Below are 19,669 nucleotides of genomic sequence, written 5' to 3'. Positions count from 1 at the left end.
TTATCAAAGCATGACCAAACCCAACGACAACCCCGCCGATCCGTTCAAAAAGGCTCTGGCCGAAGCCACCAAGGTTATGGCTGACGATCCCGAGTTGAACGTCTCATACACGGTCGATCCGTCAGGCCTTTCGGGCGAGTCGATGCGTCTGCCGCAGGTCAGCCGTCGGATGACCCGCGAAGAGGTTTTGCTGGCGCGCGGGACGGCGGACGCCTTGGCGTTGCAGCGCAAATACCACGACGATGCTACGCACCTGCGCTATGCGCCTCCGGGTGATATGGCACGCGACCTTTACGAAGCGATGGAGGTCGCCCGGTGCGAAGCGATGGGCGCGCGGGACATGCCCGGTACGGCCAGCAATATAGATGTCAAAATCGGGCATGAAGCGCTGCGCCGCGGCTATGACCAATGCAAACAGCCCGCAGATGCGCCCTTGGCGGTTGCGGCGGGCTATCTGATCCGCCATCTGGCGACCGGACGAGATTTGCCGCCTGCGGCCGAGAATATCATGAACCTTTGGCGGGGGTTCATCGAGGAACAGGCTGGCGGGACGCTTGAAAACCTCGACGATATCCTCTCGGATCAGGCAGAATTCGCGAAGTTCGCCCGTCAGATGATCAAGGATCTGGGCTATGGCGACCAGTTGGGGGATGACCCCGACGAGTTGGATGACGAGCAGGAAGAGCAGGCCGAAGACGACGCCGAGGAACAGCCCGATCCTGATAGCACCGGTCAGGACGATCAGGACGAACAGGACGCAGATGCGACCCCTGAGCAAACTCAGGAAGAGCAGCAGGATCAATCTCAAGCCCAGGTCTCGATGGACGAGATGGCCGAAGATGAGATGGGGGAAGAGGCCGAAATGCCGGAAGGCGAGGCTCCGCTGGAACCGCCTGCCCCTCCGCCTGCGTCCGAGGCCGATCCGGACTATAAGATGTATCTGAGCACCTATGACGAAGAGATTGCTGCCGAGGATTTGGCAGAACCAGCCGAGCTGGAACGGCTGCGCGCCTATTTGGATCAGCAGTTGGAACCGTTGAAAGGCGCGGTGAGCCGTCTGGCGAACAAACTGCAGCGCCGCCTGCAGGCGCAGCAAAACCGGTCTTGGGAGTTCGACCGCGAGGAAGGCATACTGGATGCTGGTCGTTTGGCGCGTGTTGTCGCGAACCCCACTACTCCGCTCAGCTTCAAAGTCGAGAAGGACACGGAGTTCCGCGATACGGTGGTGACGCTGTTGCTCGACAACTCCGGTTCGATGCGGGGTCGTCCGATTTCGATTGCTGCGATCTGTGCAGACGTTCTGGCCCGGACGCTGGAACGTTGCAATGTGAAAGTCGAGATTCTGGGCTTTACCACCCGTGCATGGAAAGGCGGTCAGGCGCGTGAGGCATGGCTGAATGACGGCCGTCCGCAGCAGCCCGGGCGTCTGAACGACCTGCGCCACATCATCTACAAGGGCGCCGATGCACCTTGGCGGCGCGCGCGGCCAAATTTGGGCCTGATGATGAAAGAAGGTCTGCTGAAGGAAAACATCGACGGCGAAGCGCTTGAATGGGCACATCGCCGGATGATGGCGCGGCGCGAACAGCGCAAGATTTTGATGGTGATCTCGGATGGTGCGCCGGTTGATGATTCAACACTCAGCGTCAACCCCGCGAATTATCTGGAAAAACACCTGCGCGATGTGATTGCCATGGTTGAAAAGCGCAAGATGGTGGAACTGCTGGCGATCGGGATCGGCCATGACGTGACCCGTTACTATGACCGCGCCGTGACGATCACGGATGTGGAACAGTTGGCGGGTGCGATGACCGAGCAACTAGCGGCGCTGTTCGACAGCGACCCGCGGGCGCGGGCTCGGGTGATGGGAATGAAGAGGGCCAGCTAAAGCTGGCCTTGCCTCCGGCGGGAGTATTTTCCAAAAAGATGAAGGGGTAAGCCCGGATTGGGAGAATTAGGAAATGTTTCAGTCCTTTGAGGTAACCGCGCGGCCGGAACAGGGGCCGCCACGGTTGGCTGCGTTGCGTAAAGAGATCGCGCGCGAGGGGTTGGATGGGTTTCTGATCCCACGCGCGGATGCGCATCAGGGCGAATACGTGACTCCGCGGGACGAGCGGTTGGCTTGGTTGACCGGCTTCACCGGATCGGCAGGGTTTTGCGCCGCTTTGACGGACATCGCAGGGGTGTTTGTAGACGGGCGGTACCGGACTCAGGTCAAGGCACAGGTCGCAGCCGATTTCACTCCCGTACCGTGGCCCGAAGTTAGTCTGAGCGCGTGGCTGAAAGAGCAACTGCCCGATGGCGGCAAAGTTGGATTTGACCCTTGGCTTCATGCCGCAGGTCAGATCACCAGCACACAGAAGGACCTGACCGGCAGTGGCATCGAACTGGTCCGCTGTGACAATCTGGTGGATCGGGTGTGGGAAGATCAACCCGCCCCACCTATGAACCCAATCAAGGCGCATCCGATCGAATTCGCCGGGGAAACCGCAGACAGCAAGATCGCCCGTCTATCAGAGGCTCTACGTGAGGCCGACTGCACTGCGGCAGTGATTACGCTGCCAGACTCGATCATGTGGCTGCTGAATAGTCGCGGCTCGGATATCGGTTACAACCCGGTGGCGCACGGTTTTGCCATATTGCATGCGGACGGGCAGGTAAATTTGTTCATGGCCAAGGAAAAGGTGGCTGTGCCTCTGGACAAGCAAGTTCATGTTCACGCGCCAGATGGATTTCTGGATGCGATCGCTGAGTTGGACGGTCAGGTACAGGTCGATCTGAGCACCCTGCCCCAGGCCGTAGCTGATGTGCTGCAGGACAGGATGGTAGATGGCGGCGATCCTTGTGCCCTGCCCAAAGCCTGTAAGAACGCAGCCGAGATAGCCGGCAGCGCCGAAGCGCATTTGCGGGACGCGGTGGCCGTTATCGAAACCCTGTGTTGGCTGGACGCACAGACGCCGGGAACCCTGACAGAGACGCAGGTGGTGACCCGTCTGGAAGAGAACCGCCGCAAGGACAACGCGCTGCAGGATATCTCTTTCGATACCATAGCGGGCACCGGACCCAATGGTGCTATCATGCATTACCGCGTGACCGAAGAGACCGACAGCCTTCTTGAAGACGGGCATATACTCGTGCTCGACAGCGGTGGGCAATATCTGGACGGCACCACTGACATCACCCGCACCATTGCCATCGGTAAGGTGGGTGACGAGGAAAAAGCCTGTTTCACCCGCGTGCTCAAAGGCATGATTAACCTGTCCATGCTGCGTTGGCCGGTCGGCTTGGCCGGGCGTGATATCGAAGGTATCGCACGTGCGCCGCTTTGGGCGGCGGGACAAGACTTCAACCATGGTGTCGGCCATGGTGTAGGTGCATATCTGAGCGTCCACGAAGGACCACAGCGGTTGTCGAAAGTGAGCCACGTACCCTTGCAACCCGGCATGATCCTGTCGAATGAACCGGGGTACTATCGTGAGGGCGCGTTTGGCATCCGCATCGAAAACCTTGTAGTCGTACAAGAGGCGCCAGCATTGCCCGGAGGTGACGAGGAACGCGCAATGTTAAACTGGCGCACCCTGACCTATGTACCTATCGACCGGCGGTTGATAACGGCCGAGATCCTGACAAAGGCAGAGCGCGACTGGCTGAACGCCTATCACCGCGACGTTGCGGAAAAGATCAGGCCAAGGCTGGGCGATGACGCTCAACTGTGGTTGGATGCCGCAACCGCGCCGCTCTGACACCGGACTGTTACATATACAGGGCAGAGGAGTGGCCCAGAAGAAACGAGGAAAGAGAAATGGTTGAGATCACAATCCGCAAGGCGCCGGGCAAATGGAGCGTTCGTTCAGGTGGTGCCATTCTGGGCGAAAGTATTGGCGCACTGGAACTGACCGAAGGTGATCTGACCCCGGTAATCTATTTTCCCCGCTCGGACATCGCGATGGCGTTTCTGGACGCAACCGACAAGGTTACGAATTGCCCGCATAAAGGGGACGCAACACATTTCTCGATCGTCAACAAATCTTCGGTAACCGAGAACGCGGCTTGGAGTTATGAGGATCCGATCCCGAACATGGCCGAAATCAAAGGCTATGTGGCATTTTACCCGATCGAATCCGTGAAGATTGAGCAACTTTAGGGTTGAAGTCCGATGCTAGCAGTCGTTTCTACGACAGCGTTTGGACGTTTAGGCCAGCCTTCAGACGACCATAAAAGTCCTTGTTCTCAGCACTTTGACGGCGCACTTTCTCTTGTCTTACGGTCTGTGTAAGCATGGCAGTTTGGAAATTCCTTTCCACACCGAACAAGGCGAGGAAGATGCAACCGGGGCACCTCGGTTCTCTTCTGAAGCTTGATCAGATTTGAATCACTTGCAATAGTTATGCATTTATTTCGTTTTGAAAGGTATGACTATGAAACTCAACTCATTACTGGTCACCGCACTTGGTGCAACCCTGCTCGCAACTTCTGCATTCAGCGAAAGTAAGCCAAGCGGTGCAAAAAACGCAGATCCTCAACAGGTTATCGACATTTACCTGGGCAAGACCTGGAATTGGAGCAAAGGAGGTTCTTATTGGGGTTCAGGCGGCCAGTTTCAGGCTGTTTGGGACGACGACCCAAGCGATCCCGCGGTCAGTTATACAGATGGAAAGTGGTACGTAACTTCAAAAGGTACTCTGTGTTACGAGACCGTTTGGCATTGGACTGGCAAAGATAAAGCAGACGAAGTTCTTAAAAACTGCTGGCGGCATGTGATTGATAAAGACGGGCAGGTGTGGCGCAGCGACCACCGCGACCAGAATGACTTTCATAAACTTGATCTGGGCAAGATCGCGAACGGTAACAAAATTAAACCCACGTACAACAAGTACAAGAAGATGGTGAATAGCTAGTTCATCCTAATTGTGAGTCCGGGATAAGCCTATCGCAAAGAACCAAGTTTCTTAACGCTGCCAGTAAATGCGCCGCAGCAACAGTAGAAGCAGCCAATTGGTTCTTCCAATAGCGCTTAATTAGACTCCGCTTCCGTTAGCTTTTCCGTACGGTTTGCTCTTTGATGAGTGACACACAGAACCCCTCAACTTCAACTCGCTGTTTGTTTTTGGGCGAGATAGGTAGGTTGTGAAAACGAAAAGAGTCAGACGTGGCGTTGTAAAAGAGGCACTCAAAACGTGAACGTTGGGCGGAACCTCACGCACCTGTTTCATGCAAGTGATCGGCAGCCGGTGCACACTGGAAATGGATACCACCGGAGGATGCCATGTCGATCACACGCCGCAGTTTCACTGGAATGCTGGGTGTCGGGGCCGTTTTTCCCAGCATACTTTCAGCGCAAAAGGACCCTGTACTTGAGGCCGTCAGGTCAACGCTGTTTGGCAGCAACGCCGAGTTTGAACAAGGCATGGCTTTTCTTGTTCAACGCGGCAATCCAGATGTGATTCCGGCCCTGATCACTGGCATGCGCTTTGGTCGGCGGCGTAGCGATGAAATCGTCGAGGTTATGCAATCCCTGACTGGTGAAAACATCGGAACAGATTGGTTTGACTGGATGCTGTGGCAGGAAAGGAATCCGCAACTGGTTCCCCACCCTTCGCTGATCCCGTTCAAGCGCGAAGTGCTGCTGGGGATCGACCAGAATTTCGACGATTTCCTGCGCCCCGAATACCTGCAGCGGGACAAGATGAAAATCCGGCTGGAAGAAATCGCTTGGGGCGGCGTGCGCAAAGACGGCATTCCGTCACTGGACAACCCGACCCTGATACCGGCAGCACGGGCCGAGTACCTGAAAGACGGCGATCTAGTCTTTGGTGTTTCAATCAACGGGGACGAACGGGCCTATCCGCTGCGCATCATGGGCTGGCACGAGATGTTCAACGAGGTGATTGGCGGCGTGCCGGTCGCGTTAGCTTATTGTACGCTTTGCGGCTCGGGCATTTTGTTCGAAACGCAGGTTAAGGGGCGGCGCAAGCCACTGGTTTTCGGTTCCTCTGGGTTCCTGTACCGCTCGAACAAGCTGATGTTCGACCGCGAGACCCATTCGCTTTGGAACCAGTACACCGGCAAGCCCGTTGTGGGGCCACTGGTGGGCAGCGGGATCGAGTTGAAACAACGCCCCGTGGTGATCACCACATGGCAAAGCTGGAAGGCCTCGCACCCCGAAACCCGTGTCCTGTCGCTGAACACCGGGCACCGGCGCAACTATGGATCAGGGGTGGTTTACAATGAGTACTTTGCCTCGCCGGTTTTGATGTTCCCGGCGCTGGTCGATCAATCCGATCATCGACAGAAAGACTACGTCTTTGCCATCCGTCAATTCGGCGCGGCGCGGGCCTGGCCTTTGAGGGCGTTCAGCAAAACCCGCGTGATCAACGACGCGATTGCCAATCGTCCCCTGGTCCTGATCGGAAATTCCGACAAACGCACCGTCCGCGCCTATGAGAGGAAATCGCACCAGTTCAAAGCCGCGGACGGCGGGCTGGTGGATCAGAATGGCCAAAAATGGTCCCTGACCGAGGAGGCATTGATTGGGCCGGACGGAACCCGGCTTCCGCGGGTTGCAGGCCACATCTCCTACTGGTTCGCGTGGGACAATTATCTTGGCGACGCGGCGACGGTGTATCGCGGCTAGGAATGCTCTTCGGCCGCAGTGGCCGCCAGCGCGCGGTTATAGGCCTTCAGAGCATCAATGTGATACAGCGCGCCCACCGGATTTTCGCTGCCATCCTTTTCGATGGTGACGACGGGAATGCATGGAATGTCATCGCGGTCGAAATAGGGCATCGCCGCTTCCAGCGTGGCATTGGCCTGCACGCAGAGGCCTTGTTCAATCAGCTCAAGCGCCTCGTCCCGGGTGATCGACTTCGCATCGCCGATGGGCCGCATCACCGCCCCGGCGCGCAGCATCGCCAGCAGATAGGCTTGTGGTCCTGCGGCCAGATGCACGTCGCGGCGTTCCAGCTGTGTCAGGAAGAACGACCTATCTACAAGGCGCGAGGCCAGCGCCGTGGACATTGAAACCGCAACCATCACGGCAAGCCCGATCTGCCAATCACCGGTCAGTTCAAAAACGATCATGGTGGTGGAAATCGGAGCGCCCAACACGGCGGCGGCCACGGCGCCCATTCCGGCAAAGGCATAAAGCGTGTGGGTTCCGGAGACATCCGGCAACAGCCCGGTGGCGATAAGGCCAAAGGCCAATCCGGTTAGTGCCCCGATCATCAACGAAGGTGAAAACACCCCGCCTCCCATGCGCCCGCCCATGGTAATCGCCAGCGCCACCGTCTTGATTACCGCAAAGAGGATCGCAACCGTCAAGGTCAGGTCTCCGGTCAGTGCCCGGATCGTGGTTTCGTACCCGACACCGATGATATGCGGGAACCAGATCGCCAGCAGCCCCAGCATCGCGCCGGAAACAGCCGGACGTAGCCAGCGCGGCAGGGACAGACGGCTTTGGATATGGTTGCCGATATCCTCGGCAAAGAAGATCGAGCGCATCAAAAGCAGCGACACCAGCCCACAGATCAGGCCGAGGATCAGGAATGCGGGCAGTTCCACATAGAATTGCAGCGATCCCGGCGTTTCCAGAATGAATTCGGTTACGTCGCCATATTCCAGCCGGTTGATCACCGTTCCGGCGACCGAGGCAATGACGATCGGCGCAAAGGCGTGTACGGCAAAGTGGCGCAACACGACCTCAAGCGCGAATAACGCACCGGCAATGGGCGAGTTAAAGCTGGCCGAAACCGCCGCTGCCACCGCGCAGCCCAGCAGGTCGCGCCCTGTAATGCCATCGGCGTGGATGCGGTCGCTAACCCAGGTCGAGATCACCCCGGCCATATGCACGACCGGCCCCTCTCGCCCTGACGACCCGCCGGTGCTGAGCGTGATCAGCGAGGCAAAGAAGGACGCAATCCCCGCCTTACCCTCGACCCGGCCATCTGTCAGCGCGGCGCCCTCGATCACATCCGCAACCGAGCGTACACGCCCATCATCGGTGAATTTGTGCAGGATCACACCCACGATCAGGCCGCCGATGATCGGTGTGATCAGGATTAGAAACCAAGGCAGTTTCTCGGCATGGCTGTGCAGCAGCAGGATGTCCTCGGTATCATAGACATAGGCCTGCAGCGCCCGGATCGCCTTGCGGAACCCAAGCGCCATGAACCCCGCCGCGACCCCGATGGCCAGCGCAATGAACCAGAACTGGATCTGACTGGGACCGCGCCGCCGCATCACCCGCCACGCGTCCTTCATCGCGGCCAAAGCCTGATTAAGCTGGTTGCGCAGAACGGTGCGGGTCGATTGGGTCATTGGCCCTCGGGGATCAAGTCTTTTCCCTTAGTAAGCCACGGAGCCTCCTGATAAAAGTGGGATCGCGACGGTTTGCGCACCCGAAAGCGTCAGGCGTCCAGCAAAGCACGGGCGGCGGCGCGGGCCTCGTCAGTGATGGTATCCCCTGCGACCATACGGGCGATTTCGTCCACGCGGTCGGGGTCGGCCAGCGGGATCACGGTGGACAATGTCCGACCCTCCGTAACCTGTTTCTGTACCCTCCAATGGTGCGCTGCACGGGCGGCTACCTGCGGCGAATGCGTTACCACCAGAACCTGCCCCCCCTGCGCCAGCGACGCCAAACGACGCCCCACCGCATCAGCAGTGGCACCACCAACACCACGGTCGATTTCGTCAAAGATCATCGTGCGGTCACTGTCGTCGCCGGTCAGGCAAACCTTGAGTGCCAGCAAAAAGCGACTAAGTTCACCGCCTGAAGCGATCTTGTTCAGCGGGCCGGACGGTGCACCGGGGTTGGTGGCGACGGTAAAGGCCACAGCATCAGTGCCTTCAGGGCCAGGATCAGAGGCGGTGATTTCAGTCTGAAACACCGCGCGCTCCATTTTCAACGGCGCGAGTTCTGCCATCACCGCAGCATCCAGCTGTCCGGCAGCCTGCCGACGTGCGGCGCTGAGCGCGGCGGCTGCACTATCGTAAGTCGCCTGAGCGGCCTCAACCGCGGCTCGCTGATCGGCCAGATCCGCATCTCCCGCGTCCAATCGGTTCAGGCGGTCGCGCAAAGTATCGGCAAACGTCCCCAGATCATCCGGGGCTACGTCATGTTTGCGTGCAAGCGCGCGGATGGCAAACAGGCGCTCCTCAGCGGCCTCAAGTTCTGCCGGGTTGAAATCCAGCGCCTGAAGGCACGCGTTCACGCCTTCCTGCGCCTCTCCCAATTCGATCAGGGCGCGGCCTAATGCTGCGATAGGTTCCTCTAGCTGCCCACCCGCGTTGTCGGACACACCTTCCAGCCAACGCACGGCGTCGGACATGGCCCCCTCGGCCCCGTTCCCGCCCAGCAGATCAAAGGCGCGCGCCACGTCGTCACGGATACGTTCGGCCCCCTGCATCATCCGGCGGCGCGCATCCAGTTCGGCATCTTCGCCGGGTTGCGGATCCAATTTGTCCAGTTCCGCAACGGCGTGGCGCAGGAATTCCTCTTCTGCGCGCATGGAGGCAAGCGTCGCCTCGGTCTCAGCCAGAGCCTTTCGTACGCGGGACATCTCAGTCCACGCAACACGTACAGCGGCAAGATGATTCCCCACCCCGGCATAGTCATCCAGCATCGCCCGGTGACCGCGCGGATTCAGCAACCCGCGATCATCATGCTGGCCGTGCAGTTCAATCAACGTCTCGGACAGCGCCCGCAGCACCTCGCCCGAGCAGCGCCGGTCGTTGACCCACGCGGTCTTGCGACCCTCGGCGGTGTTGACACGGCGCAGGATCAGTTCCTCGCCACCGGGAAGGCCAGCCTCGGCCAGAACCGCATGGGCGGCGTGATCGGGGCCCAGCTCGAACTCGGCGACCACCTCACCTTGGGCCGCCCCCTGACGGACCAGTTCGGCCCGTCCACGCCAGCCCAGCACGAAGCCCAACGAATCCAGCAGGATCGACTTGCCCGCGCCGGTTTCCCCAGTCAACGCGTTCAGGCCCGGTTGGAACGTAAGCTCCAGCCGGTCAATGATCAGCATGTCGCGGATATCAAGGGCGCGCAGCATCGGGTCTCAGCGTCCCACGCCTGTAACCATGGCGATTACAACCACTCACCTTTGATCGTCTGGCGGTAGATCTGGCTGAGCCAGTTGTTGCCGCGGCTCTTAAGCTCCAACCCACGCGAGGTCAGCAGCGTGTAGCCCGCGTCATACCATTCCGACGATTGGTAGTTGTAGCCCAGAATGGCACCGGCTGATTGCGCCTCATCCACCAGACCCAATGACAGATACGCCTCGATCAGACGATAGAGCGCCTCGGCGGTGTGGGTGGTGGTCTGGAAGTCCTCGACCACGACGCGGAACCGGTTGATGGCCGCGGTATAGTGATCCTGACGCAAATAATAACGTCCGATCTCCATCTCTTTGCCAGCCAGATGGTCAAAGGCCAGGTCGAATTTCAGCACGGCCGAGGTGGCATATTCACTGTCGGGATAGACCTCGATCACTGTCCGCAAGGATTGCAACGCCTGAAAGGTCAGGCCCTGATCGCGACCAACTTCGTCAATCTGGTCATAGTAGCTGAGCGCCAGAAGGTACTGGGCATAGGCTGCGTCTTCGTCCGTCGGGTAGAAGTCGATATAGCGCTGCGCGGCAGCGCGGCTTTCTTCGTAGTTCTTGTCCGTGTGGAACGAAAACGCCTGCATGATCAACGCGCGCTTTGCCCAGTCTGAATAGGGATACAGTCGCTCCACTTCCGAGAAGTACCACGCTGCATCATCCGAGCGATTCTGCGACAGCTCGTACTCACCACGTGTGTAAATCTGTTCTGGCGTAAAGCCTTCCAGGTTCTGATTGCGGTCTGCGCCTCTGTTGCCGCAAGCCGTCAAAACTGCTGCCAGAACAATCGCGCCTGCGATTCTGACTGCCGCTTTGGTGCCAACCATTCCGCCTATCCTTGTCGTATTGCTTATCGGGGTAAGCCCCGGATTGGGCTTCGGTTTAGCATATAAAATTCCGAGGCAAAACGCCTTAGTAGGCCTGTTGGCGGAATTGTCGGCAGAGTTGATCTAATCAGGCAACTTCAGGGATTTCGTCCCAAACAAGCCCTTGCCCCGGCAAGCGCGCGGCTTGTTCCGGGGTGCACAGCACAGGGCGTACAGCGCCGGGAGTCTCAAACAGCTTGCGCAGCAGCGTGTTAGTCATGGCATGGCCAGATTTGTCGCCGGTGAAGTGACCCAGAATCGGCCCTCCCGCCAGATAGAGGTCACCCAGAGCGTCCAGCATCTTGTGACGTACGGCCTCATCCGCGTGACGGAAACCGCCTGGGGTCAGTACGTCGTCACCTTGTACGACAACGGCGTTTTCCAGCGTACCGCCCAAGGCAAGGCCGTTTTCACGCATCGCTTCAACGTCGGTGCGGCGGCAGAAGGTGCGGCAATCGCTGAGCTCACGCGCGAATGAACCATTGCGCATGTCCAGTCTCTTTGTCTGGCTGCCAATCGCGCCGTCTTCAAATTCAATGTGGAAATCGATGATCAACCCGTCAGCCGGCGCAATCGACGCGCTGGCACCTTCCCGCGACGCGGTCACTGGCTTGAGAACTTCGAAGGCCAGAACCGGGCTGGCCTGACGGCGCACGCCCTTGGCCATGATGCCGCGTACGAAATCGATCGACGAACCGTCCATAATCGGAACTTCGGGACCATCGATCTCGATCAGCGCGTTATGCACGCCACAACCCGCCAGCGCAGCCATGATATGCTCGACAGTCGAAACCGAGACACTTGCTTCGTTCACCAAACGGGTGCAAAGCGGCGTCCGCTCAACTACGTCATAGATCGCAGGGATCAGTGCATTGCCCAGCTCAATATCCGTCCGTTTGAACCAGATGCCGTGACCGGCGGCTGCCGGCTTCAGGACCATCGTCGCAGGCTTGCCGCTGTGCAGCCCGACGCCTGTAAACGTGATCGGAGATTTGAGCGTATGTTGCAAGGTGAACCTCGGTGAGTGGTTTCCGGCCTTTTCGGTCCGTGTTGGTCACTCAACTAAGGAAGGTAGAGAAAAGGCTCAACTCACTCTTTGTAACTGAATGAAACATGAATGTAACAGATCGGCAAAAGGCTGCTTACATGCTGTTAAGATTTTGTAATTAAAAAGAAAAGGGCCACCAAATGGTGGCCCTCTTTCATATTATTGTTACCGTAATCAGTTGGCTTGACGGCGCAGGAAGGCCGGAATTTCGATGCGGTCCTGCTCGGGATCAGCCTCATCATGCGCGGGTGCCGTAGCGTCAGCTTGGCGCATTGGAGGCTGTTGGCGCGCCGGTTGAGCCGGGGTATCTGCGGCGTGACCAGTCATCCGGTCGATAAGGCGGTTAAAGCCAAACCGGGGACGATCCTGCGCATCTGCCTGCGGTGCAGGGGCCGGTTGATGGGCCTGCGGGCGAGGCGCGGGATGGCCACGCTCGGCTGCCGGAATGTTCTGAACGGCGGCCTGCAGACGCTGCAGCGCCTCAGGCGACGGAGTACCTGCCGCGGCTTGCGGCTGCGGTGCAACAAAGCTCTCGGGCGCGGGTTCAACCGGTTCCGGGGTTGGCTCGAATTCGGCCACACGCGGCTGGTATGCCGGGGGCGGCAGACCGTCATCGTCCCGTTCGACCCGAGGCTGAAACTGCGGCTGCGCAGGTTCCTCGGCGGTCTCGAACAGCGAGGGTTCGCGGTTGACTTCAGGCTGCGGTGTGGGCTCGGCAACTTCGGCCGCAACGGCAGGGGTCTCTTCCTGCTGTGGTTCTTCTGCCGAAACGGTGCGTGTCAACGGTGCCGACATGGGGCGACGCGCAACAGGTACGTCTTCGATTTTCTCGCTGGCGTCGATGCCGGTGGCAACAACCGAAACGCGCATACCGCCTTCCATCGCGGTATCCAGGGTCGAACCAACGATGATGTTGGCCTCGGGGTCCACTTCCTCGCGGATACGGTTGGCGGCCTCGTCCAGTTCGAACAGGGTCAAGTCGTGCGAACCGGTGATGTTGATCAACACGCCCTTGGCACCCTTGAGGCTGATTTCGTCCAGCAGCGGGTTGGCGATTGCCTTCTCGGCTGCCTGAACCGCACGATCTTCACCGGTGGCCTCACCGGTGCCCATCATCGCCTTGCCCATTTCGTCCATCACGGCACGAACATCGGCAAAGTCGAGGTTGATCAGGCCCGGACGCACCATCAGGTCGGTCACGCCCTTAACGCCCTGATACAGAACGTCATCCGCCATCGAGAACGCCTCGGTGAAAGTCGTCTTCTCGTTGGCCAACCGGAAAAGGTTCTGGTTCGGGATAATGATCAGCGTATCCACGACCTTTTGCAGCGATTCAACACCGTCTTCGGCCTGACGCATCCGCTTGGCACCTTCAAACTGGAAGGGTTTGGTAACAACGCCCACGGTCAGCACGCCCAATTCACGGGCCGCCTGCGCGATGATCGGAGCCGCGCCCGTACCGGTGCCGCCGCCCATGCCGGCGGTGATAAAGCACATATGTGCGCCTGCCAGGTGATCGACGATCTGTTCGATGCTTTCTTCGGCAGCTGCGGCACCTACGGTGGGTCGTGCACCGGCGCCCAGACCTTCGGTGACTTTCACACCCAGCTGCACCCGCGCGGACGACTGGCTTTGCTGCAGTGCCTGCGCGTCAGTGTTGGCGACCACAAAATCGACGCCATCCAGTTGTTTCTCAATCATGTTGTTGACAGCGTTGCCGCCTGCACCGCCAACGCCAAATACTGTAATCCGAGGCTTCAGTTCGTCGTGCCCGGGCATCGAAAGATTCAATGTCATGCTCTGTCCGCCTGTTTTTTTGACCCGCCAAAGCGGTGTTTTTCTTACCTATCCGCTTACAATTCTATCGACCCAAACCGCAAAGGTCACGCCAAAAATCGTCAAATTCCACAAAATATGGAGGAAATAAGGCAGTCACCAACGGCATTTCGCGCTGAACGCCAGATGTTGCGGAATAAACTCAGCCCACCACAAAGCAAGCAACACATGCGGCGTAGCCAACATGCACGTCACTTGGAGAGTCCATCGATTTTCAAGATGCGGAAAACTGCTCAGGTCCTGCCGCGGGGCCTCTGACGGGCCTTGTGGATATCTTGCGGGATAAAACGACGGGCTGCAACCCGTTTCTTTAGCTAATTGGGGTACTTGGACAATTCAAACCGTCCTCGGTGATGCTGCGCACCTCTTGAATTTCGCGGCGACTGAAACTGGCCAGTCGCACCATCAGGCGATCTTCGTGCAGAAAGGGCCACCAGCAGACCGGCACGCCATCCGCATCATCATCGTACAAAAAGCAGATCTGGCCGTTCGGCGTGGTGATTTGTCCGTAGACACAGCCCCGACCTTCCATACGCCACACGGATAAAGTTGGGCTGAGGAACTCCTCGGTACCCACCAGAAAGCCGCTGGGGTAGTCATGGAATGTGACTGTCTTACCTTGCACAGCGGTCAGAAATGCCTCGGGTGTGATCCGGGTTTGGGCTTGTACGGCGAATGGGGTCAGGGCAATCAGTGCCGCGACCCCTGCCCGCTTACCAATTGTCACGGAACCAGCGCATCGCGCGTTTGAAAGGCCGTGCTGCATAGGTATCGACCGGAATTTCGAAATCCCACCACTCGTCCTGCGGATGCGCCGCAAACAGGCTGAGCCCCACGGCCGACGAGAACCCCGGTCCGGTCGCCGATTGCGGCAGGCCGTGAACGCGCAGCGGACGACCCAGACGGACACGCTGACCCAGAATACGGGTCGCAAGGCCATCCAGCCCCATGATCTGACTGCCGCCACCGGTCAGTACGATCTGCTGGCTGGGCATATGCTCGAACCCGGCAGCGTCCAGACGCACGCGCACCTCTTCGAGAATTTCCTCGACGCGCGGGCGCATGATGCCGATCAACTCGGCCCGGCTGACGGTGCGGCGGTCGTGCTCCCAATCGCCGGTGTCGCCACCAATGTCGATCAGGTCGCGGTCATCAGCTCCGGTGGCGTGCACGCCGCCGTTGAAGGTCTTGATCCGCTCAGCAACCGCCGCCGGCACGCCCAAACCCATCGAGATATCAGCGGTCACGTGATCGCCACCCATGCGGACGCAATCGGCATAGATCATGTGTTTCTTCATGAAGATCGACACGCTGGTGGTGCCGCCCCCCATATCAATACAGGCCGCGCCCAGCTCCTGCTCATCCTCGACCAGCGCAGAAATCCCCGACACGTAGGCCGAGTTCGCAATCCCCGCCAGCTCCAGATCGCAGCGTTTGGTACAGCGCACGATGTTCTGGATCGCCACCGCATCGACGGTCAGCATATGCATGTCCACGGCCAGTGATTGCCCCATCTGTCCACGCGGATCGATCAGGCCCGAGCGGTTATCCAGCGCAAAATTCACCGGCTGTGCGTGCAGCACTTCGCGACCCGCTCCGTAATCCGGCACGTCACAGGCGTTCAGCACGCGGCCGACCTCGGCTTCGGAAACCACCTGACCTTCCAAATCAACCTGCGCATCCAAACCGTACGAACGCGGATTCGCGCCCGAGAAGCTGGCGATCACGTGATCCACCCGGATATCGGCCATCTTCTGCGCCGCTTGCAGAGCTGTTCGGATCGCGCGCTCGGTCTCTTGCATGGCGGTGACTTCGCCAAACTGTACGCCGCGTGACCGCGTGGTTGCCGCTCCGATCACTCGGAACCCGGTCTGACCAGCCAGTGAACCGATGCTGTTATCCTCGCTCAGCCGACCCGTGCCGTCGAACCGCAGCACAAGGCAAGCAATCTTGGAACTGCCTACATCCAGAATGGCGACAACACCACGTTGCATCGCCTGTCTGCGCATCTGCCGCATGGCCCGTTGGGACTGATAAAGATCGGTCATCATGGTCGTTACTGCCCGTTACCCACTGTCACTTTTGTATTCCACCAGTCTTCGCTGGCGGCTTTGGTCATTCTGATGGTCGGGCGCTGGCCTAGGCGCATATCCACCACCGCCACGTCGCGTTCCAAAAGGTCCTGCACTTCGTTCACCGCCAGCACGCGCTCAAGCGCACGCACGGGCTTCTCGGTCGGCAGCATGATGCGCTGGCCACGATCCAGAACCAGATCCCAGCGGCGTTCACCTATCCGCACTAAGCCACGCACCCGCGTGCCCAGGCTGCGCGCGGTTGTCACCAGTTGCAGCGCTTCGCCCACATACGCATCAGCCCCCTTGCCCGCGATCAGCGGCAGTTGAGAGTGATCCTTGCGCGACGCGATCCGTTCGACATGGGCGCCGGTTTCATCCAGCAATTCGATCCCGCTGCGCGTGCGCCAGACGATGACCGGCTTTCGCTCGACCACATCGACCTGCAGAACACCGCCGGGGCGAACGCGGACCGTTGCGGATTTCACCGGGTCCAGCCCGGTGATCGTATCGCGGATCTGCTCGACATCCAGATCCCAGGAACTCATCGGGAAATCCAGCGGCACAACTTCGCGTATATCCTCGGACAGGTTGGTCCCTGCGCCATCGATCGCCATCAGGTTGACCATGAATTCCGGGCGCTGCTGGATCGAGGTCTTGATGTCACTGACATAAGCCACCACGGCCTCGCGCCGGTCTTCCGCGCTGAAGTACAGCCCGATGGCAGCGCAGACCGCCGCAATCGGCAGACCGACCTTCAGCCCACGCCGAACCCCCGGCGTCAGCATCCAGCGCTGCAGGCGATAGCTCATCCGCGATGGGGCCGGATCGAACCGTTGTGATTTGCGTCCGAACAGCTTTGTGCCGCGCAGGCGCAGTTTCGGCTCAGCCTCGTGGCGGTCGCCCGACGCGAAATCGGCATCCGGCCCGGCCAATGGTTTCGAGCGGTGGATCACCGGCGCGCGGGTGGCTCTCAGCGGTTGCATGAGGCGTCCTCCACCATCCACGCGCAGAGCTGGCCAAACGTCATGCCGCGATGCTCGGCCTGTTCCGGCACCAGCGAGGTCGGTGTCATGCCGGGCTGGGTGTTGGTTTCCAGCAGAAACAGCCCATCGGCCCCCTTGCTGTCATCCCAGCGGAAATCGGTGCGGCTGACGCCCTTGCACCCAAGCGCATTGTGGGCCCGCAAGGCGTAATCCATGCAGAGGTCAAAGATGTCCTGCGGCACATCAGCGGGCAGTACATGCCACGAACCACCGGGCTTGTACTTGGCGTCATAGTCGTACCAGCCGCCATCGGTCATGATCTCAGTCACGGTCAGGGCACGGTCGCCCATCACGGTTACGGTCAACTCGCGGCCCGCAATATACTTCTCGATCATTACATGCTCGGGCATCTCATCCGACAATTGCGGCGGCCCGTTCGAGCCTTCGTGCACGATATAGATGCCGACGCTGGACCCTTCGTTGTTGGGCTTGGCCACGTAAGGCGGTTCCATAACGTGGACCTCAATCACCTCGACCTTGGGCACGATCACGCTGGGAACAACGGGCAGGCCTTCGACCTGAAACACTTCTTTGCTGCGCTGCTTGTCCATCGCCAAAGCCGAGGCCAGAACGCCGGAATGCGTATAGGGAATGCCCATCCATTCCAGCAGCCCCTGCACGCAGCCGTCTTCACCCCAGCGGCCATGCAGGGCGTTGAAAACCACATCCGGCTTGATCTCCAAAAGGCGCGCGTAGAGGTCGGGACCTGCGTCCAGCTCAACCACTTCAAAGCCTTCTCCCCGTAGGGCGGCTGCGCATTCGCGCCCAGAGCTGAGAGACACCTCGCGTTCCGCCGAGGGGCCACCCATCAATACCGCCACTTTGGGGTTTGTCCTGCTCGACATACCCAACGTGCGCCTCAATGTCCCCGGACCTTTTGTGGTGGTCCGTACTGTGTTATGCCTTTGATCCGTCGCCGTTAATTGCCTGTTATGGTCTGACGGTTGGGGCTTTATTCTTTCAGCGGATCACCGACCCGCATGATTTCCCACTCTAACGTTATGCCGCTTGTTTCGTAAACCTTTTTTCGCACCTCTTCGCCCAGACCTTCGAGGTCCGCGGCAGAGGCATCACCGGTATTGATCAGAAAGTTCGAGTGCTTTGGACTCATCTGCGCGCCGCCTTTGGTTGCACCACGCATTCCTGCATCATCAATGACCTTCCAGGCCTTCAGGTCGTGCACGTCATCCGCCCGCCCGGTCGAAGAAAACCCCGCCGGATTGCGGAAGGTAGACCCGGCGCTGCGATCTTTGGTCGGCTGGGTTTCGTCGCGCTTTCGCAATTGCGCCGACATCCGGGCATGCAACTCGCCCGGATCGCCCGCAGGTCCTTCGAACGTGGCCGAGATCAACACCGCACCTTCGGGTAGATCGGACTGGCGGTAGCGGAAATTGAGGTCCTCGGGGGTCAGGTCCACCACCTCTCCCTGCCGGGTGACGATGGTCGCCTTGCGCAACACGTCAGCGGTGTAACTGCCATAGCAACCTGCGTTCATCCGCACCGCTCCGCCGATTGAGCCTGGAATGGTACGCAGAAAGGTCAGGTCCACACCCGCATCCGCCGCCTTGCGCGCCACATGCGCGTCCAGCGCGGCGGCACCTGCAGTGACAGTGTTGCCCTCAACCGAAATGCCATTGAACCCACGCCCCAGACGGATCACCACGGCGCGCAGCCCTCCGTCCCGCACGATCAGGTTCGATCCGACACCCATCGGAAAGACCGGAACCTCAGCGGGCAGGTCGCGCAGAAAACCTTGCAGGTCTTCGATATCGGCAGGTTGAAACAGGTAATCCGCCGGACCTCCGACGCGCAGCCAGGTCAGGTCGTTTAGCGCTCGGGCCTGCGTCAGGCGTCCGCGAACATTGGGCAGATCGATCATGTGTTTGCTCTTGCAGCCAGACTGCGTCCACCAACACCACCGACGATAACCGCCAAAAGGAAGGGCAGCACCGCTCCGGTCAGCCAGATGAAGGGGCCAAAGGCCTTTTCCTCCTCACCGGTGCCAACGCTTGCAAGTGCCACGATAAGCGCAAGCGAGACGGCAGAGGTCAGCCCAATCAGCCACAGCAGACCTTTGACGCCGATCCAGCGCCCGGCAACAAAGCCTGCCAAGGCCCCGAGGATCAGCGTGATGAGTGGCAAATACGCGAAAGTGGCGACGTCGACCATGGCAGTGACTCCTGAATGCGGCCGTTACTTGTTGGTCGCCTTCATGCCCTGCATTTTCGCCTTTGTCCAACGGGTCAGGTAAATTACCGGCCAGCGCAGCACCGACATGCCCATCGCAAGAACCAGCAACCCGATCCACGGACCGTTCTGCAAGGTGACATAGCCCAAAATCGGAATACCGACCGCGATCAGAAAATAGGCGCGCGTCCAGTGGTGGTCTTTACTGGGCAGCATAGCCAGCACGTTTGCGGCAATCCCCCACAAGGCAGCAAGGGCGATGGACCAGTTCATTCTTCGACCTCCCTGCCCGTCCAGCGGCGCCAGTAGTATTGGATCGGTTTGCGGAACATCGACGCGAACCCCGCAAAAGCCAGCACCGAGAGGAACCAGCCGTAATCATACCCCAGCCAGACGATCAGCACCGGTGCAGAGATCAGCAGCAAAATGCCCGGAGGAAACTGCAACCGCATCGGCAGCATCGCCACGATTGTCGCAGCCACGACCCATAGGGATGCGAACACTACTG

General features: G+C 59.4%; 18 protein-coding genes. 5 read left to right on the top strand and 13 right to left on the bottom strand.

The features are described from left to right. Window positions 1-10 precede the first annotated feature (10 nt). The 5 genes from cobT (at window position 11) to ACR0ER_RS03170 (ending at window position 6,634) form a co-directional block, all read left to right on the top strand. The gene (cobT, locus tag ACR0ER_RS03190; RefSeq protein WP_480767690.1) at window positions 11-1,888 is read left to right on the top strand and encodes a cobaltochelatase subunit CobT; all 1,878 of its coding nucleotides are present in this window, start codon (window positions 11-13) and stop codon (window positions 1,886-1,888) included. A 73-nt stretch (window positions 1,889-1,961) separates the two neighbouring features. Further along, complete coding sequence (locus ACR0ER_RS03185) at window positions 1,962-3,743, top strand: aminopeptidase P family protein (protein WP_480767689.1); 1,782 nt, start codon at window positions 1,962-1,964, stop codon at window positions 3,741-3,743. A 59-nt stretch (window positions 3,744-3,802) separates the two neighbouring features. After that, a complete protein-coding gene (locus ACR0ER_RS03180; RefSeq protein ID WP_480767688.1) occupies window positions 3,803-4,144 on the top strand; it encodes a DUF427 domain-containing protein in 342 nt (113 codons plus the stop codon). A 274-nt stretch (window positions 4,145-4,418) separates the two neighbouring features. After that, window positions 4,419-4,898 carry a DUF995 domain-containing protein gene (locus tag ACR0ER_RS03175; protein WP_480767687.1) on the top strand — a complete coding sequence of 160 codons (480 nt, stop codon included), beginning with the start codon at window positions 4,419-4,421 and terminating at the stop codon, window positions 4,896-4,898. Window positions 4,899-5,266: 368 nt separating this feature from the next. Continuing rightward, window positions 5,267-6,634 carry a DUF3179 domain-containing protein gene (locus tag ACR0ER_RS03170; RefSeq protein WP_480767686.1) on the top strand — a complete coding sequence of 456 codons (1,368 nt, stop codon included), beginning with the start codon at window positions 5,267-5,269 and terminating at the stop codon, window positions 6,632-6,634. On the opposite strand, the gene ACR0ER_RS03165 is transcribed toward ACR0ER_RS03170, so the two are convergent. The 13 genes from ACR0ER_RS03165 to ACR0ER_RS03105 all read right to left on the bottom strand — a co-directional run bounded on the left by ACR0ER_RS03165 (window position 6,631) and on the right by ACR0ER_RS03105 (window position 19,664). Then, the gene (locus ACR0ER_RS03165; protein ID WP_480767685.1) at window positions 6,631-8,316 is read right to left on the bottom strand and encodes a chloride channel protein; all 1,686 of its coding nucleotides are present in this window, start codon (window positions 8,314-8,316) and stop codon (window positions 6,631-6,633) included. The two genes, ACR0ER_RS03170 and ACR0ER_RS03165, sit on opposite strands and share 4 nt — an antisense overlap. 89 nt (window positions 8,317-8,405) lie before the next feature. Further along, entirely contained in the window at window positions 8,406-10,055 is a 1,650-nt protein-coding gene (gene recN / locus ACR0ER_RS03160) for a DNA repair protein RecN (RefSeq protein WP_480767684.1), read from the bottom strand. Window positions 10,056-10,090: 35 nt separating this feature from the next. Then, the gene (locus ACR0ER_RS03155) at window positions 10,091-10,933 is read right to left on the bottom strand and encodes an outer membrane protein assembly factor BamD (protein WP_170331552.1); all 843 of its coding nucleotides are present in this window, start codon (window positions 10,931-10,933) and stop codon (window positions 10,091-10,093) included. A gap of 127 nt (window positions 10,934-11,060) precedes the next feature. Continuing rightward, complete coding sequence (gene lpxC, locus ACR0ER_RS03150; RefSeq protein ID WP_480767683.1) at window positions 11,061-11,981, bottom strand: UDP-3-O-acyl-N-acetylglucosamine deacetylase; 921 nt, start codon at window positions 11,979-11,981, stop codon at window positions 11,061-11,063. Window positions 11,982-12,194: 213 nt separating this feature from the next. Further along, the gene (gene ftsZ, locus ACR0ER_RS03145; protein WP_480767682.1) at window positions 12,195-13,817 is read right to left on the bottom strand and encodes a cell division protein FtsZ; all 1,623 of its coding nucleotides are present in this window, start codon (window positions 13,815-13,817) and stop codon (window positions 12,195-12,197) included. Between the two features lie 349 nt (window positions 13,818-14,166). Further along, window positions 14,167-14,583 carry a hypothetical protein gene (locus tag ACR0ER_RS03140; RefSeq protein WP_480767681.1) on the bottom strand — a complete coding sequence of 139 codons (417 nt, stop codon included), beginning with the start codon at window positions 14,581-14,583 and terminating at the stop codon, window positions 14,167-14,169. Next, a complete protein-coding gene (gene ftsA / locus ACR0ER_RS03135) occupies window positions 14,570-15,904 on the bottom strand; it encodes a cell division protein FtsA (protein WP_480767680.1) in 1,335 nt (444 codons plus the stop codon). Before ftsA ends, ACR0ER_RS03140 begins: the two co-directional genes overlap by 14 nt. A gap of 8 nt (window positions 15,905-15,912) precedes the next feature. Further along, window positions 15,913-16,914: a cell division protein FtsQ/DivIB gene (locus ACR0ER_RS03130; RefSeq protein WP_480767679.1), complete on the bottom strand. Its 1,002-nt coding sequence runs from the start codon at window positions 16,912-16,914 to the stop codon at window positions 15,913-15,915. Further along, on the bottom strand, window positions 16,902-17,819 hold the full coding sequence (locus ACR0ER_RS03125; RefSeq protein WP_480767678.1) for a D-alanine--D-alanine ligase: 918 nt from the start codon (window positions 17,817-17,819) through the stop codon (window positions 16,902-16,904). Before ACR0ER_RS03125 ends, ACR0ER_RS03130 begins: the two co-directional genes overlap by 13 nt. A gap of 107 nt (window positions 17,820-17,926) precedes the next feature. Next, window positions 17,927-18,853 carry a UDP-N-acetylmuramate dehydrogenase gene (murB, locus tag ACR0ER_RS03120; protein ID WP_480767677.1) on the bottom strand — a complete coding sequence of 309 codons (927 nt, stop codon included), beginning with the start codon at window positions 18,851-18,853 and terminating at the stop codon, window positions 17,927-17,929. Then, window positions 18,850-19,143, bottom strand: a complete 294-nt coding sequence (locus ACR0ER_RS03115; RefSeq protein WP_480767676.1) for a hypothetical protein — start codon at window positions 19,141-19,143, stop codon at window positions 18,850-18,852. The genes murB and ACR0ER_RS03115 overlap by 4 nt, the downstream gene beginning before the upstream one ends. Before the next feature lie 24 nt (window positions 19,144-19,167). Then, complete coding sequence (locus tag ACR0ER_RS03110) at window positions 19,168-19,434, bottom strand: DUF2484 family protein (RefSeq protein ID WP_170331566.1); 267 nt, start codon at window positions 19,432-19,434, stop codon at window positions 19,168-19,170. Next, the gene (locus ACR0ER_RS03105) at window positions 19,431-19,664 is read right to left on the bottom strand and encodes a DUF2484 family protein (protein ID WP_480767675.1); all 234 of its coding nucleotides are present in this window, start codon (window positions 19,662-19,664) and stop codon (window positions 19,431-19,433) included. Before ACR0ER_RS03105 ends, ACR0ER_RS03110 begins: the two co-directional genes overlap by 4 nt. Between the last annotated feature and the right edge of the window lie 5 nt (window positions 19,665-19,669).

It is taken from the genome of Ruegeria sp. CH8 (assembly GCF_056536985.1).
This window is presented reverse-complemented; position numbering and strand designations above follow the sequence as displayed.

Bases quoted from the DNA above. Each gene is read 5' to 3' on its own strand.
- ACR0ER_RS03110 (WP_170331566.1), bottom strand. From the start codon at position 19,434: ATGAACTGGTCCATCGCCCTTGCTGCCTTGTGGGGGATTGCCGCAAAC.
- ACR0ER_RS03115 (WP_480767676.1), bottom strand. From the start codon at position 19,143: ATGGTCGACGTCGCCACTTTCGCGTATTTGCCACTCATCACGCTGATC.
- ACR0ER_RS03170 (WP_480767686.1), top strand. From the start codon at position 5,267: ATGTCGATCACACGCCGCAGTTTCACTGGAATGCTGGGTGTCGGGGCC.
- ftsA (WP_480767680.1), bottom strand. From the start codon at position 15,904: ATGACCGATCTTTATCAGTCCCAACGGGCCATGCGGCAGATGCGCAGA.
- murB (WP_480767677.1), bottom strand. From the start codon at position 18,853: ATGATCGATCTGCCCAATGTTCGCGGACGCCTGACGCAGGCCCGAGCG.
- cobT (WP_480767690.1), top strand. From the start codon at position 11: ATGACCAAACCCAACGACAACCCCGCCGATCCGTTCAAAAAGGCTCTG.
- ACR0ER_RS03180 (WP_480767688.1), top strand. From the start codon at position 3,803: ATGGTTGAGATCACAATCCGCAAGGCGCCGGGCAAATGGAGCGTTCGT.
- ACR0ER_RS03125 (WP_480767678.1), bottom strand. From the start codon at position 17,819: ATGTCGAGCAGGACAAACCCCAAAGTGGCGGTATTGATGGGTGGCCCC.
- ACR0ER_RS03165 (WP_480767685.1), bottom strand. From the start codon at position 8,316: ATGACCCAATCGACCCGCACCGTTCTGCGCAACCAGCTTAATCAGGCT.
- ACR0ER_RS03130 (WP_480767679.1), bottom strand. From the start codon at position 16,914: ATGCAACCGCTGAGAGCCACCCGCGCGCCGGTGATCCACCGCTCGAAA.
- ftsZ (WP_480767682.1), bottom strand. From the start codon at position 13,817: ATGACATTGAATCTTTCGATGCCCGGGCACGACGAACTGAAGCCTCGG.
- ACR0ER_RS03155 (WP_170331552.1), bottom strand. From the start codon at position 10,933: ATGGTTGGCACCAAAGCGGCAGTCAGAATCGCAGGCGCGATTGTTCTG.
- recN (WP_480767684.1), bottom strand. From the start codon at position 10,055: ATGCTGCGCGCCCTTGATATCCGCGACATGCTGATCATTGACCGGCTG.
- ACR0ER_RS03185 (WP_480767689.1), top strand. From the start codon at position 1,962: ATGTTTCAGTCCTTTGAGGTAACCGCGCGGCCGGAACAGGGGCCGCCA.
- ACR0ER_RS03175 (WP_480767687.1), top strand. From the start codon at position 4,419: ATGAAACTCAACTCATTACTGGTCACCGCACTTGGTGCAACCCTGCTC.